The organism is Xenorhabdus bharatensis, assembly GCF_037996705.1.
Taxonomy (GTDB): Bacteria; Pseudomonadota; Gammaproteobacteria; order Enterobacterales; family Enterobacteriaceae; genus Xenorhabdus; species Xenorhabdus bharatensis.
In genome coordinates, this window is record NZ_JBBMXG010000003.1 from 217,018 (window position 1) to 239,706 (window position 22,689).

General features: G+C 40.3%; 20 protein-coding genes. 8 read left to right on the plus strand and 12 right to left on the minus strand.

Annotated features, from left to right (window positions below; translation table 11 throughout):
• Window positions 1-61 precede the first annotated feature (61 nt).
• The 10 genes from AAC855_RS04600 to aptA form a co-directional block, all read right to left on the minus strand.
• Window positions 62-868, minus strand: a complete 807-nt coding sequence (locus tag AAC855_RS04600; RefSeq protein ID WP_340608447.1) for a hypothetical protein — start codon at window positions 866-868, stop codon at window positions 62-64.
• Between the two features lie 198 nt (window positions 869-1,066).
• Window positions 1,067-1,474, minus strand: a complete 408-nt coding sequence (locus tag AAC855_RS04605; RefSeq protein ID WP_340608448.1) for an ASCH domain-containing protein — start codon at window positions 1,472-1,474, stop codon at window positions 1,067-1,069.
• Between the two features lie 464 nt (window positions 1,475-1,938).
• The gene (locus AAC855_RS04610) at window positions 1,939-2,124 is read right to left on the minus strand and encodes a hypothetical protein (RefSeq protein ID WP_340608449.1); all 186 of its coding nucleotides are present in this window, start codon (window positions 2,122-2,124) and stop codon (window positions 1,939-1,941) included.
• A 19-nt stretch (window positions 2,125-2,143) separates the two neighbouring features.
• Window positions 2,144-3,076 carry a phytoene/squalene synthase family protein gene (locus tag AAC855_RS04615; protein WP_340608450.1) on the minus strand — a complete coding sequence of 311 codons (933 nt, stop codon included), beginning with the start codon at window positions 3,074-3,076 and terminating at the stop codon, window positions 2,144-2,146.
• Window positions 3,076-4,554: a phytoene desaturase gene (locus AAC855_RS04620; RefSeq protein ID WP_340608451.1), complete on the minus strand. Its 1,479-nt coding sequence runs from the start codon at window positions 4,552-4,554 to the stop codon at window positions 3,076-3,078. Before AAC855_RS04620 ends, AAC855_RS04615 begins: the two co-directional genes overlap by 1 nt.
• Window positions 4,547-5,722 (minus strand): lycopene beta-cyclase CrtY, encoded by a 1,176-nt coding sequence (gene crtY, locus AAC855_RS04625; protein WP_340608452.1) that lies wholly within the window; start codon window positions 5,720-5,722, stop codon window positions 4,547-4,549. The genes AAC855_RS04620 and crtY overlap by 8 nt, the downstream gene beginning before the upstream one ends.
• A gap of 35 nt (window positions 5,723-5,757) precedes the next feature.
• Window positions 5,758-6,642, minus strand: a complete 885-nt coding sequence (locus AAC855_RS04630; RefSeq protein WP_340608453.1) for a polyprenyl synthetase family protein — start codon at window positions 6,640-6,642, stop codon at window positions 5,758-5,760.
• 44 nt (window positions 6,643-6,686) lie between these two features.
• Entirely contained in the window at window positions 6,687-8,120 is a 1,434-nt protein-coding gene (locus AAC855_RS04635; protein WP_340608454.1) for a carotenoid oxygenase family protein, read from the minus strand.
• Window positions 8,121-8,533: 413 nt separating this feature from the next.
• On the minus strand, window positions 8,534-8,896 hold the full coding sequence (locus AAC855_RS04640; RefSeq protein ID WP_340608455.1) for a nuclear transport factor 2 family protein: 363 nt from the start codon (window positions 8,894-8,896) through the stop codon (window positions 8,534-8,536).
• A 104-nt stretch (window positions 8,897-9,000) separates the two neighbouring features.
• Window positions 9,001-10,362 (minus strand): omega-aminotransferase AptA, encoded by a 1,362-nt coding sequence (aptA, locus tag AAC855_RS04645; RefSeq protein ID WP_422824350.1) that lies wholly within the window; start codon window positions 10,360-10,362, stop codon window positions 9,001-9,003.
• 117 nt (window positions 10,363-10,479) lie between these two features.
• On the opposite strand from aptA, the gene AAC855_RS04650 reads away from it, so the two are divergent.
• The 4 genes from AAC855_RS04650 to AAC855_RS04665 all read left to right on the plus strand — a co-directional run bounded on the left by AAC855_RS04650 (window position 10,480) and on the right by AAC855_RS04665 (window position 15,026).
• Window positions 10,480-11,382, plus strand: coding sequence for a LysR family transcriptional regulator (locus AAC855_RS04650; protein WP_340608456.1), 903 nt, complete (start codon window positions 10,480-10,482; stop codon window positions 11,380-11,382).
• 209 nt (window positions 11,383-11,591) lie between these two features.
• Window positions 11,592-12,248, plus strand: coding sequence for an ankyrin repeat domain-containing protein (locus AAC855_RS04655; protein WP_340608457.1), 657 nt, complete (start codon window positions 11,592-11,594; stop codon window positions 12,246-12,248).
• Window positions 12,249-12,330: 82 nt separating this feature from the next.
• The gene (locus AAC855_RS04660) at window positions 12,331-12,744 is read left to right on the plus strand and encodes a DUF2946 domain-containing protein (protein WP_340608458.1); all 414 of its coding nucleotides are present in this window, start codon (window positions 12,331-12,333) and stop codon (window positions 12,742-12,744) included.
• A 125-nt stretch (window positions 12,745-12,869) separates the two neighbouring features.
• Window positions 12,870-15,026 carry a TonB-dependent receptor domain-containing protein gene (locus AAC855_RS04665; RefSeq protein ID WP_340608459.1) on the plus strand — a complete coding sequence of 719 codons (2,157 nt, stop codon included), beginning with the start codon at window positions 12,870-12,872 and terminating at the stop codon, window positions 15,024-15,026.
• Between the two features lie 156 nt (window positions 15,027-15,182).
• Here the strand turns inward: AAC855_RS04665 and AAC855_RS04670 are convergent, their stop codons facing one another.
• Window positions 15,183-15,674 (minus strand): MarR family winged helix-turn-helix transcriptional regulator, encoded by a 492-nt coding sequence (locus AAC855_RS04670; protein WP_340608461.1) that lies wholly within the window; start codon window positions 15,672-15,674, stop codon window positions 15,183-15,185.
• A gap of 222 nt (window positions 15,675-15,896) precedes the next feature.
• On the opposite strand from AAC855_RS04670, the gene AAC855_RS04675 reads away from it, so the two are divergent.
• From AAC855_RS04675 to AAC855_RS04690, 4 genes are all read left to right on the plus strand, one after another.
• Window positions 15,897-16,790: an EamA family transporter gene (locus AAC855_RS04675; protein ID WP_340608463.1), complete on the plus strand. Its 894-nt coding sequence runs from the start codon at window positions 15,897-15,899 to the stop codon at window positions 16,788-16,790.
• Window positions 16,791-16,811: 21 nt separating this feature from the next.
• Window positions 16,812-17,408: an NADPH-dependent FMN reductase gene (locus AAC855_RS04680; RefSeq protein WP_340608464.1), complete on the plus strand. Its 597-nt coding sequence runs from the start codon at window positions 16,812-16,814 to the stop codon at window positions 17,406-17,408.
• Window positions 17,409-17,703: 295 nt separating this feature from the next.
• Window positions 17,704-19,395, plus strand: a complete 1,692-nt coding sequence (aspT, locus tag AAC855_RS04685) for an aspartate-alanine antiporter (RefSeq protein ID WP_340608465.1) — start codon at window positions 17,704-17,706, stop codon at window positions 19,393-19,395.
• Window positions 19,396-19,428: 33 nt separating this feature from the next.
• Window positions 19,429-21,081, plus strand: coding sequence for a bifunctional aspartate transaminase/aspartate 4-decarboxylase (locus AAC855_RS04690; RefSeq protein WP_340608466.1), 1,653 nt, complete (start codon window positions 19,429-19,431; stop codon window positions 21,079-21,081).
• A gap of 119 nt (window positions 21,082-21,200) precedes the next feature.
• On the opposite strand, the gene AAC855_RS04695 is transcribed toward AAC855_RS04690, so the two are convergent.
• Entirely contained in the window at window positions 21,201-22,598 is a 1,398-nt protein-coding gene (locus AAC855_RS04695; protein WP_340608467.1) for an MFS transporter, read from the minus strand.
• Between the last annotated feature and the right edge of the window lie 91 nt (window positions 22,599-22,689).

Consider the following 22,689-nt stretch of genomic DNA (forward strand, 5'->3'; position numbering starts at 1 on the left):
CGAACCTATTATCAGGTCGGCAATGCTTATTTAAATCCTTTTGTTTTATTGATAATAATTTTCAGCATAGCCCAATGAACCGATACCCTTCACTAGCTGATAACTGCCATAAAGAACTTGTAGAAGGATTTAAAGACATATCAGCTCCGGTTAATTTGATAAAACCCATTTTGCTATAAACATTTTGCGACAGTATTTCATTTCCATCTTTCACGCTAAGTTTTAAATTACCTAAACACCCTACTTGATAAGATTTATTAACGGCTTTCTCTATTAATAAATAAGCACAATTTCTGATCCCCGGATGAGATACTAATAAAGAGACTTCAGGATAAACTGGAGTATTGTATTCAAATGATTCTTCATCATCATAATAATGATAGACTAACACCATAGCACCAATGGGTACTATTCCAATATAAAGGATAAAAAAAGCGTAATCTTCTGATTTTTTTATAATATAAGGAGATTTTTTTAAGGTTTCTTTGATTGAAGACACCATTGCTAATGCTCTGCGTGAGCGTTTTTTCCATGATGCCTGAGCTATTAGATCTTCATGCCAAGCTTTCTTCTGTTCTGCACTTTTCCAGCGTTCTTTTTTTGGAGATTGGCAGAGCCATCCTTCTGTTTTCAAAGAAGTCTGCATTTTTTGGAGTGCGATTATTGCTTCATCTTTACTCACTTCTCTGACAATAGGAATATAACCATTAATTAGTTTTGGATTATTATAGACAGTTTCTGGACTTAGTGATTCTTCTGAAGGAGATGTTCTTGTTCTGAATGAGCTTAAACGGGTTAGATTATTAGATTGTAAAATATCGTCTTTTTTAGGCATGTTGAGATTTAAAGAGTATCTCCGTTTAAACATAATTATTACTCCTAACGATCTTTAATAAGATTAACTTATTAAATTTTCATAAAATGAATCATTAATTTTTAGTGATGAATACCTTCTTTCTTCTTATTACCTAATAAAATACACAGCTATTTCGTTTTTGGATGTGATCTCAATGACGGAATGGAAAGAAATCCTTCCGTCTTTTAATGATCATTTTTATCTTGGTTTTTATTCTTCTAGTGTATCTATCACTTGAAACTCAATGACCACAACTTCCATGTCAGGTGAAAAAGAGCCTTCACGTTCAAAAAAATGTTGATGTTCCTGTTGCCAGTGCCTCACTGAACGATCACCCTCGCCTTCCTTCCACGCGAGTTCGACCGTCATTTCTGAGAACTTTATGAGATGCAAAGCCATTACCCTAACAACACAGGTTGGCGTATCTTTACTGTTCAGAACAATGTATTCATTACCTATTAAAATACTGCTTCCACTCTGTTTATAAGAGGAAAAAGAGCAGCTGGTAGCCGTTTTCATTTTTTGGGAGACTAACTCAGCAAGAGCATCCTGTAGTTCAGTAGAATCACCAAACTTCCAATGCTCTGCTGCCGGATATTTGTTTTTGACCATATTCATTATTTTATGATATTCCATCGTTACAACTACTTATGTGATCAATACTATTCGCTGAATATTTTACCTGACTCTTTACCATAAGAAAGAAAATCCAGGAACTATATCCTTCGTCATAATAGGTAAAAAAGTATTGGATGTAGTTTTATCTGTTAATTAATTGTTGTGTATTGTTCGCTTATTATGAGATGAAGACAGGTTCACCTGTCTTTGTAGTCGTAATATAGTTAGTTAATTGTGGAGTTAAAAATGAAAAAATGTCTTCTTCTTTGTCTGTTGGCAAGTACTGTTTTTTTTGCATCAATGCAAACTTATGCCGACACAGCTGGCGGTCTTTGCCATTTTGATCCCAGTACGTTGCAGATAGTTTGCCCATGGGGGTTCTAATTTGCCCACTCGAATAAAATGAAGGAGGGCGGTAACATTCCCGCCCTCCTTTTGCAGAGAACGGTCTCAACATCGCTTTCTCAGTACTGCCAGTTCAGGCTAAATGCCACATATGTTGGGTCAGTTTTAAATCCGTTCAGTTTGAAAAAAGGTGTACCGAGAGACACATCGTATACTAAATTAGCCGAGCGGATCACACCTTTCATTCCCAATAGACCGCCAGACAGTGTACGACCAATTTCAAAGGCCATATTATTGTCGCTCACACGGTAATCCTCCCATTTTTCACTTAGGTCTTTGCCATAAGGAAGAAGATCTAGGAATTATATTTGTGTTACGTAAACTTAAAGCCAAAATGCCCCCAGAAAAAAGTAAAGACAGCTTTTCTAAATGAGAAGTATGTTGGCGATGATCCCACGCCTCTTCTCCTGCCCGCTGCACTTTTACTCCAATTTTATGGTAACACTTATATGCGCTGGCTATTGCCCACGCAGAGCGAATTGGTAAATAACGTAGTCCCATTAATGCGGAAGCATAATATGATTCCGCCACAGTAAGAATTCGATTTGCAACATGGGATAACGCTATACGGTTTTCCCTTGCTGTCAGTGAAGCTATTGTCGGTTCTAAATCTTCTTGTTCAAGCCAATCAAGGGGAAGATAACAACGACCTATTTTCGCATCGTCGATTACATCACGAGCTATATTTGTTAATTGGAACGCAATTCCGAGATCACAGGCTCTATCTAATACTAAAGACTCTTTAACTCCCATAATTCTGGCCATCATCAATCCAACAACACCTGCCACATGGTAGCAATAATCTAAAGTATCATTAAGATTTTTATACTTTACTCCCCGAACATCCATAGCAAACCCCTCTAGATGTTCAAGAGCCTGAGATAACGGAATTTGGTGTTTAATGACAACTTCTTGGAGTGCAGAAAATGCAGGTACTTCTATCGGAATACCCAGATAAACGTCATTAGTCATTTTCTTTAAAAAATTAAGTTTATTAATTTTATTTTCCAGTGGATTAATTAAACATTTCCCCCCAAGATCCTGACTATCAATAACATCATCACAATACCTGCACCAGGTATATAACATTAACGTACTTCTACGCGTATCCTTATTAAATAGACGAGAAGCAGCATCAAAACTCTTTGAGCCAGATGACATACAATGTTCAGCATGAGAAAATAGCTCAAAATTCATTAAGATAAATCCTCTATCATTAAATTCGCAGTGATTTTAGCAGAGGCAAGAACTCCCGGAATACCTGCTCCGGGGTGAGTTCCTGCACCAACAAGATATAAATTTTCAATATCACTATCGCGATTATGAGGGCGAAACCAAGCACTTTGTAGTAATAATGGCGCTATGGAGAAAGCAGAACCATGATAAGCATTAAGCTCGTCCTGAAAATCAAATGGAGTAAAAATCTTATGAGTAACTAATTGGTCACGTAACCCCGGAATATAATATTTTTCCAGATAAGAGAATATACGATCACGTAAACGAGGAGCTTCTTCAAGCCAATTAATTTGAGCATTTCCCAGATGAGGAACAGGAGCCAGAACATAATAACTTGCACACCCAGGTGGTGCTAAAGTCGGGTCTGTGACAGAAGGTGAATGGAGATAAAGAGAAAAATCACCAGGAATGCTATTCCCTTTAAAAATATCATCCAGTAATTCTTTATATCTATTACCAAAGCAAATGGTGTGATGAGCTAATTGGCTGTGTAACTTATTCAAACCAAAATAAATAACGAATAAAGAATTACTCATCTTTTTTTCTTTCAATAAGTCGGAACGTTTCTTACCTACACGATGTTTGCCTAATAACTTTTCATAAGTATGGATAACATCCGCATTTGAAGCCGCTGCTTTACAATATATTTCACGCTGATCATTTAATTTTATAGCAGTTATCCTATTATCATTTGTGATAAAACTATCGACTTGGGTATTCAATTTACATACCCCGCCTATATCAATGAATAATTTAATTAATGCGTTAACTAATGCTCCTGTTCCACCACGAGGAAACCAAACACCGCCTTCTCTTTCCAAAGTATGAATCAGCGTGTAGATAGATGATGTTGTAAAAGGATTCCCACCAATAAGAAGAGAATGAAATGAAAAAGCTTGCCGCAGATGCTCGTTTTTTATATGTTTCGAAACAATACCATAAACACTCTTCCATGCAGATAACCGTACCAACGAAGGCATTGCACAAACCATACTCCTGAAAGACAAGAAAGGAGACGTGCCATATTTTAAATAACCCGTTTTAAAAACAGCCTTAGAATAACGAATAAATTCACGATATCCCTGCACATCACCTGGATTAAACCGAGCTATTTGTTTCTCTAATTTATCTTGATCGCCACCATAATCAAATATCTCTCCCGACTGCCACTGCAAGCGATAAAAAGGACTAATTGGTAATAATTCTATATAGTCAGACATTTTCTTGCCAGCGAGTAAAAATAATTCTTCAATAGCAGAAGGATCAGTAATTACTGTTGGTCCCGCATCAAATGTAAACCCTTTATCCTGATAAACGTATGCCCTCCCGCCAGGCTTATCCCTTTTATCTAGAAGCAATGTGGGTATATTAGCTGCTTGTAATCTTATCGCTAAGGCGATACCGCCAAATCCTGAACCAATAACCGGAATTCTATTCATGATGATAATTTTTAAGTTTTGGATGTCGTTTAATAATGGCGCTAATAGCATTTACCAACGGAATAGGTGGTTTTCCTAACAAGATACGTATTTTGTCAATAAGCGTTGTTTTCCCTGAGTAAAATCGGCTAATTAATTCTGGCGATAATTTATAAAATCGCTGCATTATTACCCATCGATTATTTTGTTCGCCAGCTAAGAAAAACATCCGATTTAGCATACGAAAAAAACGTTGTTTATTCCATTGAGCATTTGAATATTCTTTTAAAGCTAAAAACAAATTTATATGATCAAATTCCGGTAAATTAGCAATTCTATCCGCTAATTTGACAGCATGCTGTAATGTATAGCCTGTAGTCGGATGTGATAATATAGCTCTCATACCACTTACAGGCTGACCTTCCAAACTTTGCCAGAATTTCAGATTATCCCCCATCAATGTAATAGGTAAACATCCACATTCCTCTCGAACTAAAGAAAGTAATCTCCAACCCTGCTGATTTGCATATTCAGCAATTTCCGACGTTAACATCGATTTATCACGTAACTTATCATCAACGTAATACGTATTTTCTATTAATAAACGGGTAGGAGAAAATGGCAAAACATAAACAAAATGATATCCTCCATTTTGTTTAACTGTTGCATCCATTAGAATTGGCTGAATTAACCCATGAGGAGAATCCAACTCCCATTCTTGCCCAAGAAAAGCTTGCTTTCCATAGACAATATTTAAATTGTCACTCCATCCACGCCCGTCAATCACTGCATTTGCGGTCAATATTATACCATTATTTAGCGTGACGTTATTTGGAGTTATATTTTTTACATGTTCATTAGTTCTGATACAACCTTTAAGTAATGAGCTCAATGTATATGAGAACTTTTCTGACGTAATACTAAAATATGGATGTAATAATGTGCGTTTATATGAAGGAAATACCACATCATATCCTGACCAGCGATGTGCTATTAATGATGATATCCATTCAAGCTCAGCTTTTGTTAAATCGTCTTGATGAAATGACCAAGTATGATTTCCGCCAATATCACTGGATTCTTCAATTAACAGAACACGCAAATTTGGCTGACATTGTTTAAGGCGCATAGCAATGAGGCCATTAGCTAACCCTCCTCCAACAAGTATCAGATCCCACGAAATATCCATTCCTGCGACCACCTATAAAAATAAACAATGAAAATCTAATCCGACTTCAAAGAACTATTAAACCATTTTATAATAAACTGTCTCGATAAACATTTTTCACCATAAAGCTGACTTAATTGATTATCAACCATATCTATATGGCTGTGTAATTTATTCATTACTCCCTCACTGCCTAACAGAGAAGTTAATGTATATTTATTTGAATCTTGATTTATATCCTTTCCTGAGTCCTTAAACCCATCCCTTAAATCATCTATAATTTGAAATGATTGCCCCAATTCCTTAGAGGTAAGCATAAGCTGATCATAGTTATTATTCTGATTATAATCTGTTAGTGATGACAAAGAAAAAACAACCTCAAACAATGTACCTGTCTTCAACTGATTTATTTCTGATATTTTCTCATATTCATATAATGCTAACTTATTTTGGTTTAGATCATAATACTGCCCTTGAACTAACCCTCCCAAACCTGTAGCCTTAGCTAATATTGAGACTGCATTAGATTTTATATCATCAGGAAATACTGTTTCAGTAATTAATTTAAAAGCAAGACTTAATAGGCCAACTGCCGATAATATGGCTACACTTTCTCCATATTGTCGATGAGTAGTTGGTCGATTACGTCTGATTTTTGCATTATCCATACATGGAAGATCATCTAAAATGAGTGACGCCGCATGTATAGTTTCAATGGCGGAGGCTAACTGTAAATAATTTATATTTAGATAATCTCTGCCACTATCTTTCACGAGAAAGAGAAATAATATAGGGCGAAACCGTTTCCCGGAATATATTAATGCATCACGCATTGCCTTACTAATTTCACCAGAACTTTCATCATATGGGATGACTGACTCCAAATGCGCCTGTAATTTTTTCGTTAACTCAGAGTGAGTATTGTCGAAGTCTAGTTCCATATTAACCCTCTAACTAAATACATTTTTTTATATTTCAAAATACATCACAGCATTACTTCGTCAATCCAATAGTGATGAAGCCCCATTGGTATATGGTGTGGCAGCCTTAACTTACAAACAAGCATGAGCGTCTCAGCATCTAATATCACTATTTCTGTTTTATGAATATCAGCCCTGTATACCTTCAATATTAGCCAACCATCATCTTCGTTAACTGAATTTTTTTTAGAAACAAAAACAGGCTCTTCAGGCACAGAGTCTTTAAAATCATAATATATCGTTTTCATCTCATATAAATCTAATTTCACAATGGATTTTTTTGAGAATGCATTTTTTCCTTCGCCAAAACATACAAACCAAATATACCTGTTTTTTTCGCCATAATAATCAGGATTAACTATTGGATAGTCTACTGAACCATTAAATAATGGCTCTTTCATTACACACTTTGAAGAAGGGTTTAATATAAATCTAAACAGATATGCTATATTATCCGAAAACATATCCTCGTTAAATGTTGGAAACTTATCCCAAATCGGTGCATCAAAAATAATCATCCCATCAGAGTCTTCAAATCCATTTGCAAAATGGAATATTAATCCTGGTGGCGCATCATAGAATGATGCTGACGATCCATCTCGGGCAACCAGAAGTACTTCACTCTCAACTCCTTTACTTGAGGATATATCACTTATCAAACTTGTTTTTCCAAATATATTCCTTAAATTCAATTTAACATGTACAGAGCTTAAAAAGAAAGCATAGTAATTTTTTGTGACAAAAAAATCATGAACTAAATACCTACGCTTGAGTTTTATTTTATTTTTTATGGTTAAATTTAACTCGCTATCAACCATATATATTAACAGTGCCGTCTGAATTCCATAGTTAACGCCAAAACTATATAAATTATCATCGCCACATAGTTTTTTAGGGTGTGCGGAAAAAGGAAGCTCTTTTATATTTAACCTAAGGTGTGCGCGTTCCCACCATTTTATCGAATAAGAAAAATCAAATTTAGATATTGTCTCAAGTGTTTTAGGATTGATTTTATGAGGAAAACCTCCTTCCCATAGAGCCAGAAGATGACCGCCATGATATACGACATTAGTATTCGCCGGATTCTTGATGCTAAAAAACCTATTTTTAAAAGTTATCCCATCAGGAACCGTACCAATAGAACGGTACAAAAATTTCCCTTTTTTCTCTTCTGCTAAATATTGTTCTGTCAAAATATGTCTATTTAGATAATGCACGCCATTCTTGCTGAATGTAACTTTGCAAATCATTCCATCACCATCAAACGGATGGTTATACCATTGCTCACCACGATTTAAACGTCCTGGACCTATCCGGTAAAAAGTACCAACAAGACCTTTTGGGACACATCCTTCTACTGGGAACAAATAACTATCCACTTCATCTAATTGTGACCAGAATGAGTTTTTTACATCTTTTGATAAAATAAAATCTCTCAACACTAACTCCTTTTCCTCACCCAAAAAAACCATATTGCAGAGTAGAAAGAACCTCAGCCAACACTATCGGCATAGGAGCGCAGTATGCCCTCACCTACAGGAATACTTGTCGTTTAGATAAGTGGATAAATTAGATAGTTCTAACTGGTTAAGGGAAATCTACATTGATATATAAAAACATTCAAAAACAAAAAGTATTGCACTTTAATAAATTCGGATACCTTGGTAAGGCAATAGAAGAGCGTGATTTAGTTCACTAGAATCCGGAGACAAAGCCAAACAAAGCCCAAATAGGTTACAGGGTCTTTGCTTAGCATCAAATTTATATTAGTCAGAAACGAGATGGAAGCCACCTCACCAAGTTATAAAACCTTGTTCTATAAAGTGGGTATTGGTGGGACATTTCCGAAAAACTAAATCAGAGGAGAGTAGAAAAAGGTTTTCCTTTTATTTAACAAATGATTGTCAAACTGACAAAAATCACAAAACGAAAGTTCAATATGCTCCTTATTTTTTAATGTGCCAGAGAAAACACCGATAAATACAGAGGAACTTCCTTCGGTGATTATATTTGTTATTGTATGTTTACCCTCTAGCACAACTCTTTCTTTCGAATAAAAATTAAATAAAGACTCCTTACCTTGAATTGTAGAATAGCCGGGTCGTTCATATACAACATCTTTGGTGACAAGGTTTAAAATTTTATTAAACTCTCTGTTATCAATGAATTCAAAAAATTCGTATACCCATTTACTACGCTTTGCGTTATCACTCATGTATTTTATCTCTCCGTTGTCCTTCGCCTGCTAATTTTTTGATAGTTGTATATTGAAATAAATCTACAAACTCTATAGATAAAGTCGGATCGGACCCTTTCCCTTTATTTAACCTGATGCAAAGCATCACCAACGGCATTGAACATCCGGTCAAGGTCTTCGGGTTTAGCATTAAACATCGGACCGAATTGCAACCCATCGCCACCAAAACGAACATAAAAACCGGCTTTCCACAATGCAATACCGGCTTCAAAAGGACGGATCACGCCATCGCCATTTCGTGGTGCAATTTGGATGGTACCAATCAACCCACAGTTACGAATATCAACAACATTAGGGCAATGCCTGAGTTCGTGCAGATGTTTTTCAAAATGAGGCGCTAATTCAGCAGATTGTTGGATCAGATTTTCCGTTTCAAGCAATCTTAACGTCGCCAGACCGGCAGCACAGGCAACAGGATGAGCAGAATAAGTATAACCATGACTGAATTCAATCATATGCTCAGGAAGAGGTTGTGACATGAATGTGTTATAGATCTCACTGGAAACGACAGCCCCCCCCAGAGGAATTGCACCATTTGTGACCTGCTTCGCAAAAGTAAGAATATCCGGCGTGACACCAAAATATTCAGCTCCTGTCCAGCGCCCTAAACGGCCTAATCCGGTAATGACTTCGTCAAAAATCAGCAGGATATTATGTTGGGTACAGATTTCCCTTAAACGTTGCAGATAACCCTGTGGCGGAACAATCGCCCCGGCAGATCCGGCAATAGGTTCGACGATAACAGCGGCGATATTGCTGGCATCATGAAGTTCTATCAGCTTCAGTAGCTCATCAGCCAATTCAACGCCGCCAGTTGCCGGAACGCCTTTCGTAAATGCCATATTGCTTTGTAAGGTGTGTGACAGATGGTCAACTTCCATCAACTGACCGAACATCTTGCGATTTCCGCCAATACCACCAAGACTTGTTCCTCCGATATTCACACCGTGATAAGCGCGCATTCTGCCAATCATTCTGGTTTTAGTCGGCTGCCCTTTTATCCGCCAGTATGCACGGGCTATTTTTACCGCTGTATCAACAGATTCCGAACCTGAATTGGTAAAAAATACATGGTTCAAATCGCCGGGCATCAGGCTAGCGATTTTATCTGCTAACCGAAATGACAGTGGATGAGCATGTTGAAAACCGGGTGAATAATCTAATGTACCTAATTGTTCGGAAACGGCCTGACGAATTTCTGAGCGTGAGTGCCCTGCGCCGCAAGTCCATAAACCAGACAAACTGTCGTAAATGCGACGACCTTTATCATCCGTCAGCCAGTGACCATCCGCAGAGACAATGATGCGTGGGTCTTGCTGAAAATGACGGTTGGCACTAAACGGCATCCAGTGTGATTTTAAATTCAGGCCTTGAGATGGATTAACATGGAAGGAACGGGTTTGAGCGATATTGCTATCTGACATTTTTTTAACTCCTCGCACGAAAATGTAACAAAAAGTCATCACAGTGAGTTTGCAATAAAACGATATTCAAGTTAAATCTTATTTATTGAATCATTAGTTATGAGTTTACTCACGTAAATGAAATCGGCAAATTTTAGGCAAGTAACTGATTTTGATTTGAAATTATTACGTATATTTAAGGTCGTTGCAGAATGTGGCAGTTTTTCAGCTGCCGAAAGCCTGCTCGGTATCACTCGTTCAGCAATCAGCCTTCATATGGGGGATTTGGAAAAGCGTTTGGGCATGCGCTTATGCCAACGTGGGCGCGCTGGTTTTTCTCTGACGGATGAGGGGCGGGAAATTCTGCGGGCCAGTGAAACCATGATGGCGTCAATTGAAGAATTCCGCCAGCATGTCAATCAAATACATAAGCAGTTACGGGGAGAATTTAATATTGGCATTATTAATAACCTTGTAACACAACCAATGATGCGGATTACTCACGCACTGGCGCGCCTGCGTTCAGCAAGTGACAACATTCTGATCAATATTAGTATGAGCACTCCGACAGAAATTGAGCGAGGTATATTGGATGGAAGATTACAAGTGGGCGCCCTACCTTTGATCACTCCGTTATCAGGATTAAATTACTCACCACTCTACAATGAACGGTCATATCTTTATTGTAGTGATAAACATGAAACATTCCGGCTTGCAGACAATTTTGATACTGAGCAATTAAATCAATTGGATGCGGTTATTCCCAGTTACCGTATAAGCACTGAAGCAATGAATCACCATAAATTGCTGAACAGTGCGGCAACAGCATCTGATCGCGAAGGTATCGCATTTTTAATTCTTACCGGTAAATTCGTTGGATTTCTTCCGGATCACTATGCTCGTATCTGGGTAGAAAAAGGTCTTATGAAGGCGCTGTTACCTGAGCAAATTTATTATGATTCTGAAATCTCAATCGTGACACGCAAAGGCAAACGAACTAATGCAATTCTTGGGCTGTTTTTGGAGGAATTAGGATATTAGGTACTTAATAAAATTGATATTGCTGGTCTAAAAATGCATATCAAAAATATCATGTAAATATGATAGCGTTATGTTGATGTAAAATATCTTATCTATGCTTCAGGGAATTTATTCCCTTGCCGTCACGACGCATTTTGAAATCCATTGTGTATAAATGATAATTTTCGAATTCTGAATCCTACATATTCACATTAATTAGGTATATCGAAATGAAATTTAGTTATATTCCAATTTATTTCACTTTTCTTTTTTGTTTGTTAAATGTCAACGTGTATGCAACCCCTTTGCATGATGCTGTCAATGAGAACGATATAGAAAAAGTCAAATCCCTATTGAATGATGATCAAACTTTACTTGATGAGCGTGACGGGCAACAACGCACTCCTCTCATGCTGGCTACACAGCATAATTATGCTGCGATTGCTATTTTCCTTATCCAAAGCGGTGCAGATGTTAATGCTAAAGATAGACAGCTCGATACGCCTTATTTGCTTGCCGGAGCACGGGGTTACAATAAAATACTCATTGCAACTTTACGTCATGGCGCGAATCTGAAAGATACCAACCGCTATGGAGGAACTGCGCTTATCCCCGCCGCCGAAAAAGGGCATCCTGAAACTGTACAGATCCTGCTGGATGCAGGTGTCAATCCTAATCACATTAACAAATTAGGATGGACGGCGTTAATGGAAGCTGTCCTATTAGGTAATGGTTCTTCGGTTTATGTCGACATTATTGATCGGCTCATCAAGAGCCGGGCTGATGTTAACATACCGGATAAAAACGGGGTTACTGCGCTTACTCATGCTCGTCAACGTGGATATAAAGACATCATTAAACTATTGGAAAGTGCTAACGCCAAATAATCAGAGAAAAATTCTTTAACAAAATCAGTAAAAATACAGTAAGATTGGCGCCCAATCGTTAGTATTGATCCGGATCAATAGTTTGTTATCACTTTTTCATCTATCACAGCGCCGAACACCTGCCTGGATTGCTTTATTGGCAATTCTGATGCTGTTCATTGCTCCGGTGGTATCAAAAACACTGGAACATCATCGCGGTGGTATGAAAAATGAAGCATGTCATGGTATGCCAATGCCTGATATGCAAAATAGTCACCATCAATCAGACAGCATGAATCATCATGGCGTTGATCATGTTCATACGGGGTTGTTGGATGATATTGCCTGTGGTTATTGCCAGCTATTGATTAACCTGCCGTTATTGTCAGGTTCATTTATTCCTTTCATCTTGTTGACGCTGACGATTTCCCGCGCGCCACCAGCACCCCGCTTTTCTGGCCCGGCTATCCGGTTGTTTTATGGTGAGTCACAACCACGCGCACCACCCCTTAATTAATTTGCTTATCTGAATAAAAAAATCATCTATTTTCCTTGCCTGAAATCATTTTTACAGGGCAAGTCGGTATTGTTTTAAACAAATTCAAAAAAACAGGATTTGTGATTAATTAAGGAATATTTTTCATGTCTGCTACACAATTGTTTCGCGCATCGCCTTTGGCTACCGCTTTAGCTATTGCACTCTTTATTCCGAATGGTCTGGCTGCCACGGCAGAACATGCTGAAGAAACAAAAGATTTACATTCAGGTCGTAAAAATACCCTTCGTGAAAATGCCGCCTATGAAAACGAATCAGTAATTACCGTAACCGCTCCGGCTGTTTCACCCCTGAATGTTTTTTCCTCGCTTAAAACGCCCCGTCAGCCTATCCCCGCCAGTGATGGTTCAGATTATCTGAAGACTATCCCGGGATTTTCTCAGGTTCGTAGTGGCGGAACTAATGGCGATCCGGTATTTCGTGGGATGTTTGGCTCGCGCTTGCGTATGATGATTGATGATGGCGAAGTTATGGGAGCCTGCCCTTCCCGGATGGATGCACCAAGTTCTTATATCTCACCAGAAAGTTATGATGTATTAAGTTTGGTTAAAGGGCCGCAAACTGTTCTTTGGGGGCCGGGTAATTCAGCGGGAACTATTCGTTTTGAACGCTCCCGCCCACAATTTTCAGAACCGGGTGCTAAAGGTAATATCAGCACAGTCGCTGGCTCTAATGGACGCTGGGACGGTAATGCAGACCTGAGCTTCGGCAATCAGTATGGTTATATGCGCCTTATTGGTAATAAATCCCGCTCTAATGACTACAAAGACGGTGATGGATATCGCGTTCCTTCCCAGTGGAACAAATGGAATACCGATGTGGCATTGGGTTGGACACCGGATGATAATACCCTGCTTGAGTTAAATGCCGGACAGGGAGATGGAAAGGCCCGCTATGCTGGCAGAGCAATGGATGGTTCGAAATTCAAACGCGAAAGTTTGGGGATGCGTTTTGAAAAATCCAATATCGGTGATGTACTTGATAAGTTCGAGACTAATTTTTATTACAACGCCACTACTCATGTCATGGATAATTTATCCCGCCCTTCCCTTACAGCAATGAAAATGGGGCATGGTGACAGCCATATGGGGCACGGAAATGGTCATATGAAAAGTAGCCAGATGAAACAGGGTGAACATCACATGGGTCATGGTAGTCATGGAGAACAAGGCGGTCATGGCAGTCACGGTGGGCATGGTAATGGCATGAAAATGGCTCATCAGGTAGAGCGCAGAACTCTGGGCGGACGCATGATGGGCACATGGGTTTGGGAAGATTTCACATTACAAAGTGGTGTGGATATGCAGACAAATACGCATCGTAACCCATCACAAAAAAATGCCCGTTTCCGTGATTATGGTGTTTTTGGCGAGCTGAGCTGGGATGCTGACGAAAAAAGTAAGGTAATCGGCGGTGCTCGTTTAGATCGTGTTCTGGTCGATAAATACCCTAAAAAAGTCGAGGAAAAGCGAACAGAGCGAACCGATACTTTACCCGCCGGTTTTGTCCGATATGAACATAATCTGACAGAAGCTCCGGTGATGTTGTATGCCGGTGTTGGTTATACTGAGCGCTTCCCTGATTTTTGGGAATTGTTCGCGTTACAAGGCCGTGTTTTCAATCACCTGAAAACAGAGAAAACAACGCAGTTAGATATCGGGGCACATTATAACGATCATCATTTGCAAGGCTGGGTTTCAGCTTATGCAGGTAAAATCGATGACTTTATTCTGTTCCATTATGCCGGTCAAAAAGCCGATAACGTTCGTAACGTTGATGCCACCATACTGGGTGGAGAAATGGGCGTTGGCTATCATCTGAATGAAAATTGGAAAACAAATGCAAGTCTTGCTTATTCCTGGGCGAGAAATGATTCCGACCATCGTCCATTACCACAAACTCCGCCATTGGAAGCCCGCTTTGGCCTGAGCTGGGAGTATGGCGACTGGACGAGCAACGGTTTATTGCGTTTAGTCAGCAAACAAAATCAGATTGCGATGAATGAAGGTGGTGTGGCTGGAAGAGATTTTGAACGCAGCGCCGGCTTTGCCGTTCTTTCTGCTAATACGGCCTATAAGGTGAATAAAAACATGCAGATAAGTGTTGGCATTGACAATATTTTTAATAAAACCTATAGCGAACATCTTAATCGTGCAGGAAATGATGGCTTTGGTTATTCAGCCAATACGCCTGTTAACGAAGCGGGCCGCACTTATTGGGCCAGATTTAACGTGAAATTCTAATCTCTGATTGACCTCCCGGACTTTGCCCTGAGTTAAATCGGGGCAAAGTTTTTTTCATTTCTTAATGAACTTTTTTACTAAAGTTATTTTTACATCACATTAAGAAATATCTTTCAAAAAAGATTCTCTCAAAAAAATCAAATTATCGGACTAATCCTAAATATCTGATTCATTCGTTAGCAACCAATGGCGCAAAAGCATAGCCAATTGCTCTTGTTGTTCATTCGATAATGCACCAAGAATCTCTCTTGAGTTTTCTAAATGACTTTCAACCGCTTTATCGATCAGCGCCCTTCCCTCTGAAGTTAAAGAGACTTTGCAACTGCGTCGATCTTTGTCATTAGCCGCACGTTCAACCAACCCACGCTGCACCATATGTTCAATACGGGTACTCATTGCGCCTGAGGTTAACATCACTGACTGATACATCTCGGTTGGTGTGATTGGAGAATTATGACGGCGTAGTGTCGCAAGAATATCAAACTCAATAGCGCTCAGGTCAAAGGTTTTGAATGTAGCCTGTAATCGCTGTTCAATAATTTTATTCGCCCGGCATAAACGCCCGATAACACCCATCGGTGATGGGTCAAGATCTGGACGTTGTTGCTCCCACTGTATGAGTACACGGTCAACGTGATCGTACTTCATATTTTTTCCCTATCCATTTATTTTTGTGAAAAGATACTTGATAAAATTTGTATAGGCTATTATTTTAATTTATCTTTATATAAAGATACTTTTTAAAATGCAGTTTACGGTTGATTTTTAGCATCTATACACAATGGATTTCAAGGTGAAGCTAACAAAGCTACAGCCTGAAAAACGATAGATGAGACTGTAAACAAAGGAAAAATAACACAGGAAACTACAATGCTCCGTAATCTTATGCTTACTGCATTAGCTCCCATTGTATGGGGAAGCACTTATGTTATTACGACTGAAATGTTACCACCGAACACGCCCTTACTTGCCGCAACTCTCAGAGCACTCCCTGCCGGAATTTTATTACTGTTAATTTGCCGCACATTTCCAAAGGGAATATGGTGGTTCCGTCTGGCTATTCTCGGGTTATTAAACATCGGCGCCTTTTTTTATTTCCTTTTTATGGCGGCATGGTACCTTCCCGGCGGAACAGCCGCTTTGATTATGTCATGCCAGCCTATTTTTGTTATCCTGCTAAGTACCTTTCTACTCAAAACCCCGCTGACTAAAATGCATATCGCTTCAGCAATTCTTGGGATTATAGGTATTGCACTCCTCGTCACAAATGCAAGTACACGTTTAAACTGGCAGGGAATTATTGCTGGCTTTGCGGGTTGTGGTTGTATGGCATTGGGTGTTGTTTTAACCAAATATTGGAACCGCCCTGCTAATTTATCGTTACTGAGTTTCACCGGTTGGCAATTAATGTTAGGTGGGTTGATGTTATTACCCGTGGCTATTTTGACTGAGGGAATACCGCATCAGATTACCTTAGTTAATATCTTCGGTTATGGCTACTTATGCCTTATTGGCGCTGTCTTCTCTTACATTATTTGGTTTAGGGGGATCGAAAAGCTACCGGTTGTTACAATCTCTTTTTTAGGTTTTATGAGTGCATTATCAGCGTGCATACTTGGCTTTGTTTTTTTAAAACAAACGTTTTCTTTCTTCCAATTTATAGGAGCCTGCATCATTATCATCGCGGTTTGGCTTTCTATACCCAGACCCAGAAATAGGATCCAAACAGTTCCACAACCCTACAACTTTAAAAATGCAAATTAAAAATAAAAGGAATATTACCGTATGAAGTTAACCTTAATCTCTGGTAGCCAGCGTCAGGATTCGAACAGCCAGCGTATAGCCCGTTATTTACAGAAGTTAAGTAGTGAATATGGATTTACCGATACCACATTCCTTGAATTATGTAATGTCGAACTCCCTCTTCATGATGGCTATACAACCGATATCTCAGCGGAATCCCACCCGTGGCAGGCCATTGCTCATTATTTAAGAGACAGTGATGCCTTTATTTTTGTCTCTCCTGAATGGCATGGGATGGTGCCACCAGCACTGAAAAACTTATTGTTATATTGCTCTGTGACCGAATTAGGACATAAGCCTGCACTATTAACCAGTGTTTCTAGCGGCCCAAATGGGGTTTATCCTCTATCCGAATTACGTATATCTGGTTTTAAAAATAACCATGTCTGTTTCCTGCCTGATCATTTAATTTTCCGTCAGGCTGGTAATTTAATTTCTCCTGAATTGGTTTGCTGTGATACAGCATTTGAAAATCGGGTTCATTATACATTGAAGCTACTTAAATCTTATGCCGAAGCGTTGAAGCATGTACGCGATGCTGTTGGTGATGACATGAAACAATATCCGTACGGTATGTAAGAATATATTCCACGTTTTTAACATAGACTTTTTGTCCTTCAGGTTGCAGCCTTATTGGCTGCAATTATTCACACCAAGTACTTTTTTATATATCTACATTATCAGGAATGAAGTTCCAGCTCTCCACTTCTTATTTTATTCCCGAATTTGTCGTATCGGGCGATTCAAATTCATACTGAATCAAATGTGCTAAATTTAATGGAGCGGCTTAGATTATTTCGCTTATCACATTAAAAGCCAGTCATTCTGTCATCCATTGCTAATTTCTATTTAAGAAAACAAAGGAGCTAATTTAATGGCCTGGTTACATGAACTTTTTAGCCTTTCTCCTGAAATTGCACTTTTTCTCGCTTTGGCTGGTGGCACATGGTTGGGGAGGTTCAAACTAGGGGCATTCCAACTGGGTGGTGTAGCCGGCGCACTCGTTGTAGCCGTGTTAATTAGTCAGGTTGGTGTCACGATTGGCGACGGAATTAAAAATGTCCTATTTGCCCTATTTATTTATGCTGTCGGTTTTGATAGCGGCCCTAAATTCTTTTCCTCACTGGGTCGTCAAACGTTACGTGAAGTTGCACTTTCTTTGGTACTGGCAGTAAGCGGATTGTTGACACTCGTCGTCATGGCAAAACTTTTCTCCCTTGATCAAGGTACCGCTGCGGGCATCGCCGCAGGTGCATTAACACAATCCGCGATCATCGGCACCGCTGGTGCAGCCATTGCTAAACTTGATCTGGCTCCGGCACAGATACAGCAGTTGCAAGGCAACGTTGCCGTCGGTTACGCAGTGACTTACATCTTCGGTTCTCTGGGTACCATCATTATCTGCGTTAATATCCTGCCCAAAATAATGAGGCGATCCATTCGGGAAGATGCGATGAAAGCCGAACTGGATTTACTCAAAGGAGCACCTTTATTAGCCGCAGACCAGACGCCCGCTCTACCGGGTATTGTGGGCCGTCTCTATGAGGCCGGGCCGGCAAAAAATATGCGTGTCTCAGAACTGGAAGCGTTAGCTTCTCCACAGTTCCCCGTTACGCTGGAAAGACTCAAGCGCGGAGGAGAAGAAATTCATGTTACGCCGGATCTTCATCTTATGGAGAATGATGTTTTACTTCTGGTCGGACGCCGACAAGGTATTGTCGCTCTGGCTAAGCATCTGGGTAAGGAAGTGCTGACCGAGCACGGGCCATCGATGGTCATGACAACCAGTCAGGCGTTGGTGGTAAACCCGGCTTTTATTAATAAGCGGCTTGAAGAACTCCGTACTCAGGTAGCCTCCGATGTACGTCATGGTATCTATGTCATCAGTATAAAACGTGGCGAAAATATGCTGACCCTTTCTGATGATACGGTCATCAAGCACAACGACGTGATAACGCTGTACGGCAGCGAACAGGATATTCAGCGTGCGATATCACTGGTCGGCGCTTCTCTGGTGAAAAGCATCAAAACAGATTTGCTTTTTCACTGTCTCGGGATTGCTGTTGGTCTATTGATTGGCCTGCTGATAGTACGTATTGGCTCAGTACCTCTTACGCTGGGAAGTGGCGGTGGTGCACTTCTATCCGGTCTGCTTTTTGGCTGGTATCAGTCGCGTAAGCCGCTGAGCGGTAATATACCCAGCGGTGCCTCTTCAATTCTTCGTGATTTGGGGCTGGCCGGTTTTGTGGCTGTAGTAGGGCTGCAATCAGGCCTGCAAGCGGTTGAAACCATTCGCTCAAGTGGTATCTCGATTTTTCTTATTGGTGTGGTGGTCACCGTTGTGCCGTTGATGATTACGCTGCTGATCGGGCGTTATCTCCTACGCTACGACAACGCCGCCATTTTTGCCGGAGCCTTGTCGGGAACCCGAAGCGCCAATCCCGCTTTTGGTGAAGTTCTCAATAAAGCCGGCAATGCCATACCAACAGCCCCTTTTGCTGTGACGTATGGTTTAGCCAACGTGTTCCTGACGTTATTAGGCCCACTCATCATTGCTATTGCGTAAGGCAATGTAACTTTTACCAGTGGAGTAAACTACATGTCTAAACAACAGGATAAGTATGCTGCTCTCAGCCCTTTTGAACTTAAAGATGCATTGATCCAGCTGGCGTCAAGCAAATCTGGGCGCACGATGCTCAATGCGGGCCGGGGAAACCCGAACTTTCTGGCAACCTTACCGCGCCGGGCGTTTTGGCGTTTAGGCCTATTTGCCACTTCAGAAGCCGAGCTTTCCTATTCTTATTTGCCCCATGATATCGGTGGATTACCCCGGATTGAAGGTATTGAAGCGCGCTTTGATGAGTTTCTGTCAGCCAACCATGACCAACCCGGTATTTCTTTTCTCGCCAGAGCCGTCAGCTACGTCCGAGATCAACTGGGTTTATCAGCTTCTCAGTTTCTGCATGAAATGGTTGAGGGAATTCTTGGCGCCAACTATCCGGAACCTCCGCGTATGCAGCGGATTAGTGAGCAGATTACCCGGGAGTACATTGTCAAAGAAATGGTAGGCGGTCTGGTTTCAGCACAAGATGTGGAACTTTTTGCTGTTGAAGGCGGCACCGCAGCAATGACTTATCTGTTCAATAGCTTACGCAATAATGGTCTGGTAAAAGTCGGCGATAAAGTGGCAATAGGCTCCCCCATCTTTACGCCTTATATTGAGATCCCTCAGCTTGAAGATTTTCAGCTTAAAACAGTGATGGTGCAGGCATCACCCAAAAACCGCTGGCAGTATCCCGACAGCGAACTGGAGAAGTTGTTAGATCCTTCGGTAAAAATCTTTTTCTGCGTTAACCCCAGTAACCCGGCTTCAGTGAAAATAGATGAGCATGGTTTGGAAAAACTGGCAGATATTATCCGGCAACGCCCTGATTTGATTATTCTTACCGATGATGTTTATGGCACCTTCGCTAATGATTTTAAATCTCTTTTCGCGACCTGCCCACGGAACACAATTCTGGTTTACTCATTCTCCAAATATTTTGGCGCAACCGGTTGGCGTCTTGGTGTAATTGCGTTACACCGTAATAACATTCTCGAGCAGAAACTGGCTGCCTTACCTGCCAGTGAGAAAAAACGGCTGAATAAGCGTTATGAATCCCTCACCCCTGATGTCAGTGCCCTGCGCTTTTTAGACCGTGTTGTTGCAGACAGCCGCAGCGTAGCACTGAATCATACTGCCGGATTATCCACCCCACAGCAGATTCAGATGGTGCTGTTTGCTCTGTTTTCCCTGATGGATAGCGATAATGGCTATAAATCCTCCGTTACCCAGATTATCCGTCGGCGTCAGGCGGTGCTATATCGCGAACTTGGGATTGTACAGCCCGACAATGAAGAATCTGTTGATTACTATACATTGCTTGATCTGGAGGAGATATCTCGCCGCATTTATGGTCACGCGTTCGCAACATGGGTGAAGAGTACGGTTGATTCAACTCAGTTCCTGTTTAAAATCGCTGAAGACACCGGCATTGTGATGTTGCCAGGATCTGGTTTCGGTACCCTGAAACCTGCCGGCAGAATATCGCTTGCCAACCTCAATGAGTATGAATATGCCACTATCGGTAAGGCGTTAAAAAAATTGCTTGAGGAATATTTTGTTGTTTTCACAAAAGAGGGAAAACACAAATCAAATACCTCTTCGAGTAAAGTGAATAAAAAAGATCGTTCTAAGATAGATAGTTATTAAATTTAATAGGTAGCTATTAAGTTCAATGACTATCACAAGACGACTGTTGGTACGCCACTCGCCAGCTAACAACGATAGAGTGCAGAATTTTGCACTCTATCGTTCAATGAACTTGGTCATCATGGAGCAGTTCGATTCAACGCTCTCAACAGACAAAATGCCACAAAAGCGGCGGCGATGTTATAAAACATACCGCTGACTAATGCATTTTTATACCCCATAAAAGCAGAAACACCTGCAATATCTAATTTCCATTGAACCAGAATACTGACAATAGCGACTCCAAAAGCAGCACCAACTTGCTGTAGCGTAGAAACAACACCCGAAGCCATTCCGGCAAATTTGGTCTGAACAAAAGCCAGCACAATGTTAAGTAATGGTGTCATCACAAAACCCTGCCCGTACCCCAAAATGGTAACAATAGGAATGATTAACAGTAAGTTAGAATTAACCTGTAATTGAGCGATAGCAATAGTCAAAACAATAAATGAGGCAAAATATAGCAGCGCTCCCGCCACAATAGCCCGATTCCCGAATCGTTTAACCCAGTAAGGCGCGGTGAGTGAAGATAAAACAAATCCTATACTGGCGGGTGCAAAAATTAATCCGGCATCAATGGCAGCAAGACCCAGACCACTTTGTAAAAATAAGGCAAAAATAAGAAAGAATGAACTGGATGTGGAATAGATACACAAAACTAATAAGCAACCTAAACGGAACTGTTTGTTTTTCAGTAAATCGAAATTGAATAATGGCGTTTTTCCATGATAGACATAACGCCTTTCATGCTTTACAAATTGTGACAGCGTCACCAGCGATAGCAAGAGTAGTAGCCAACACGATGCTGGCCATCCCAATACAGGGCCGACTAAAAGTGGCGACAATAAAGCAAAAATACCCATACCGGAAAGCGCGACGCCTCCCCAGTCCAACTCTGTTTTTTCCTTCGCCTTGCTTTCAGGAATATAACCAGAAAAAATCAGAGCCAGTATCCCGACAGGGATGTTAACGAGGAAAATAGATCGCCACTGTAAATCCCAGAGATTGGCCGATATCATCCATCCACCTAAGGTTTGTCCTGCGATGGCAGCAAACCCTAAAGTCATCCCCAATAATCCAAAAGCCTTGCGTGCGTTGTCCCCCTCGAAATTAACACGAATACAGGCGTATACCTGTGGAAATACGAGTGCCGCGGCAAGGCCCTGTAAAAAACGAGCGATAATTAAAGTATTTGCAGTTGGTGCTAAGCCACAGAGTAATGATGTTAATGTAAAGGTAAGAATACCAAACTGAAATAACCGCCGTCTGCCAAACAAATCGCCTAAACGACCACCGGTAATCAGTAATAAACCGAATCCAATTTCATAGGTCACAATGACCAGCGTAACCTGAAATATACTTGCCTGTAAGTGAGTCTGGATATTGGTAACGGCAATATTGACAACAAACAAATCAAAAATAGTCACAAATCCAGCCAGTAATAATACGGACAGGGCTAAATAATCCCTTTTAGTCATAATCAAAACCCTCTCGCTATTTGAAATTAAGAGGATTTTAGTTCTCATATTATCCTGTTACAATTTAACCAATTATACTATTACTAAAAGT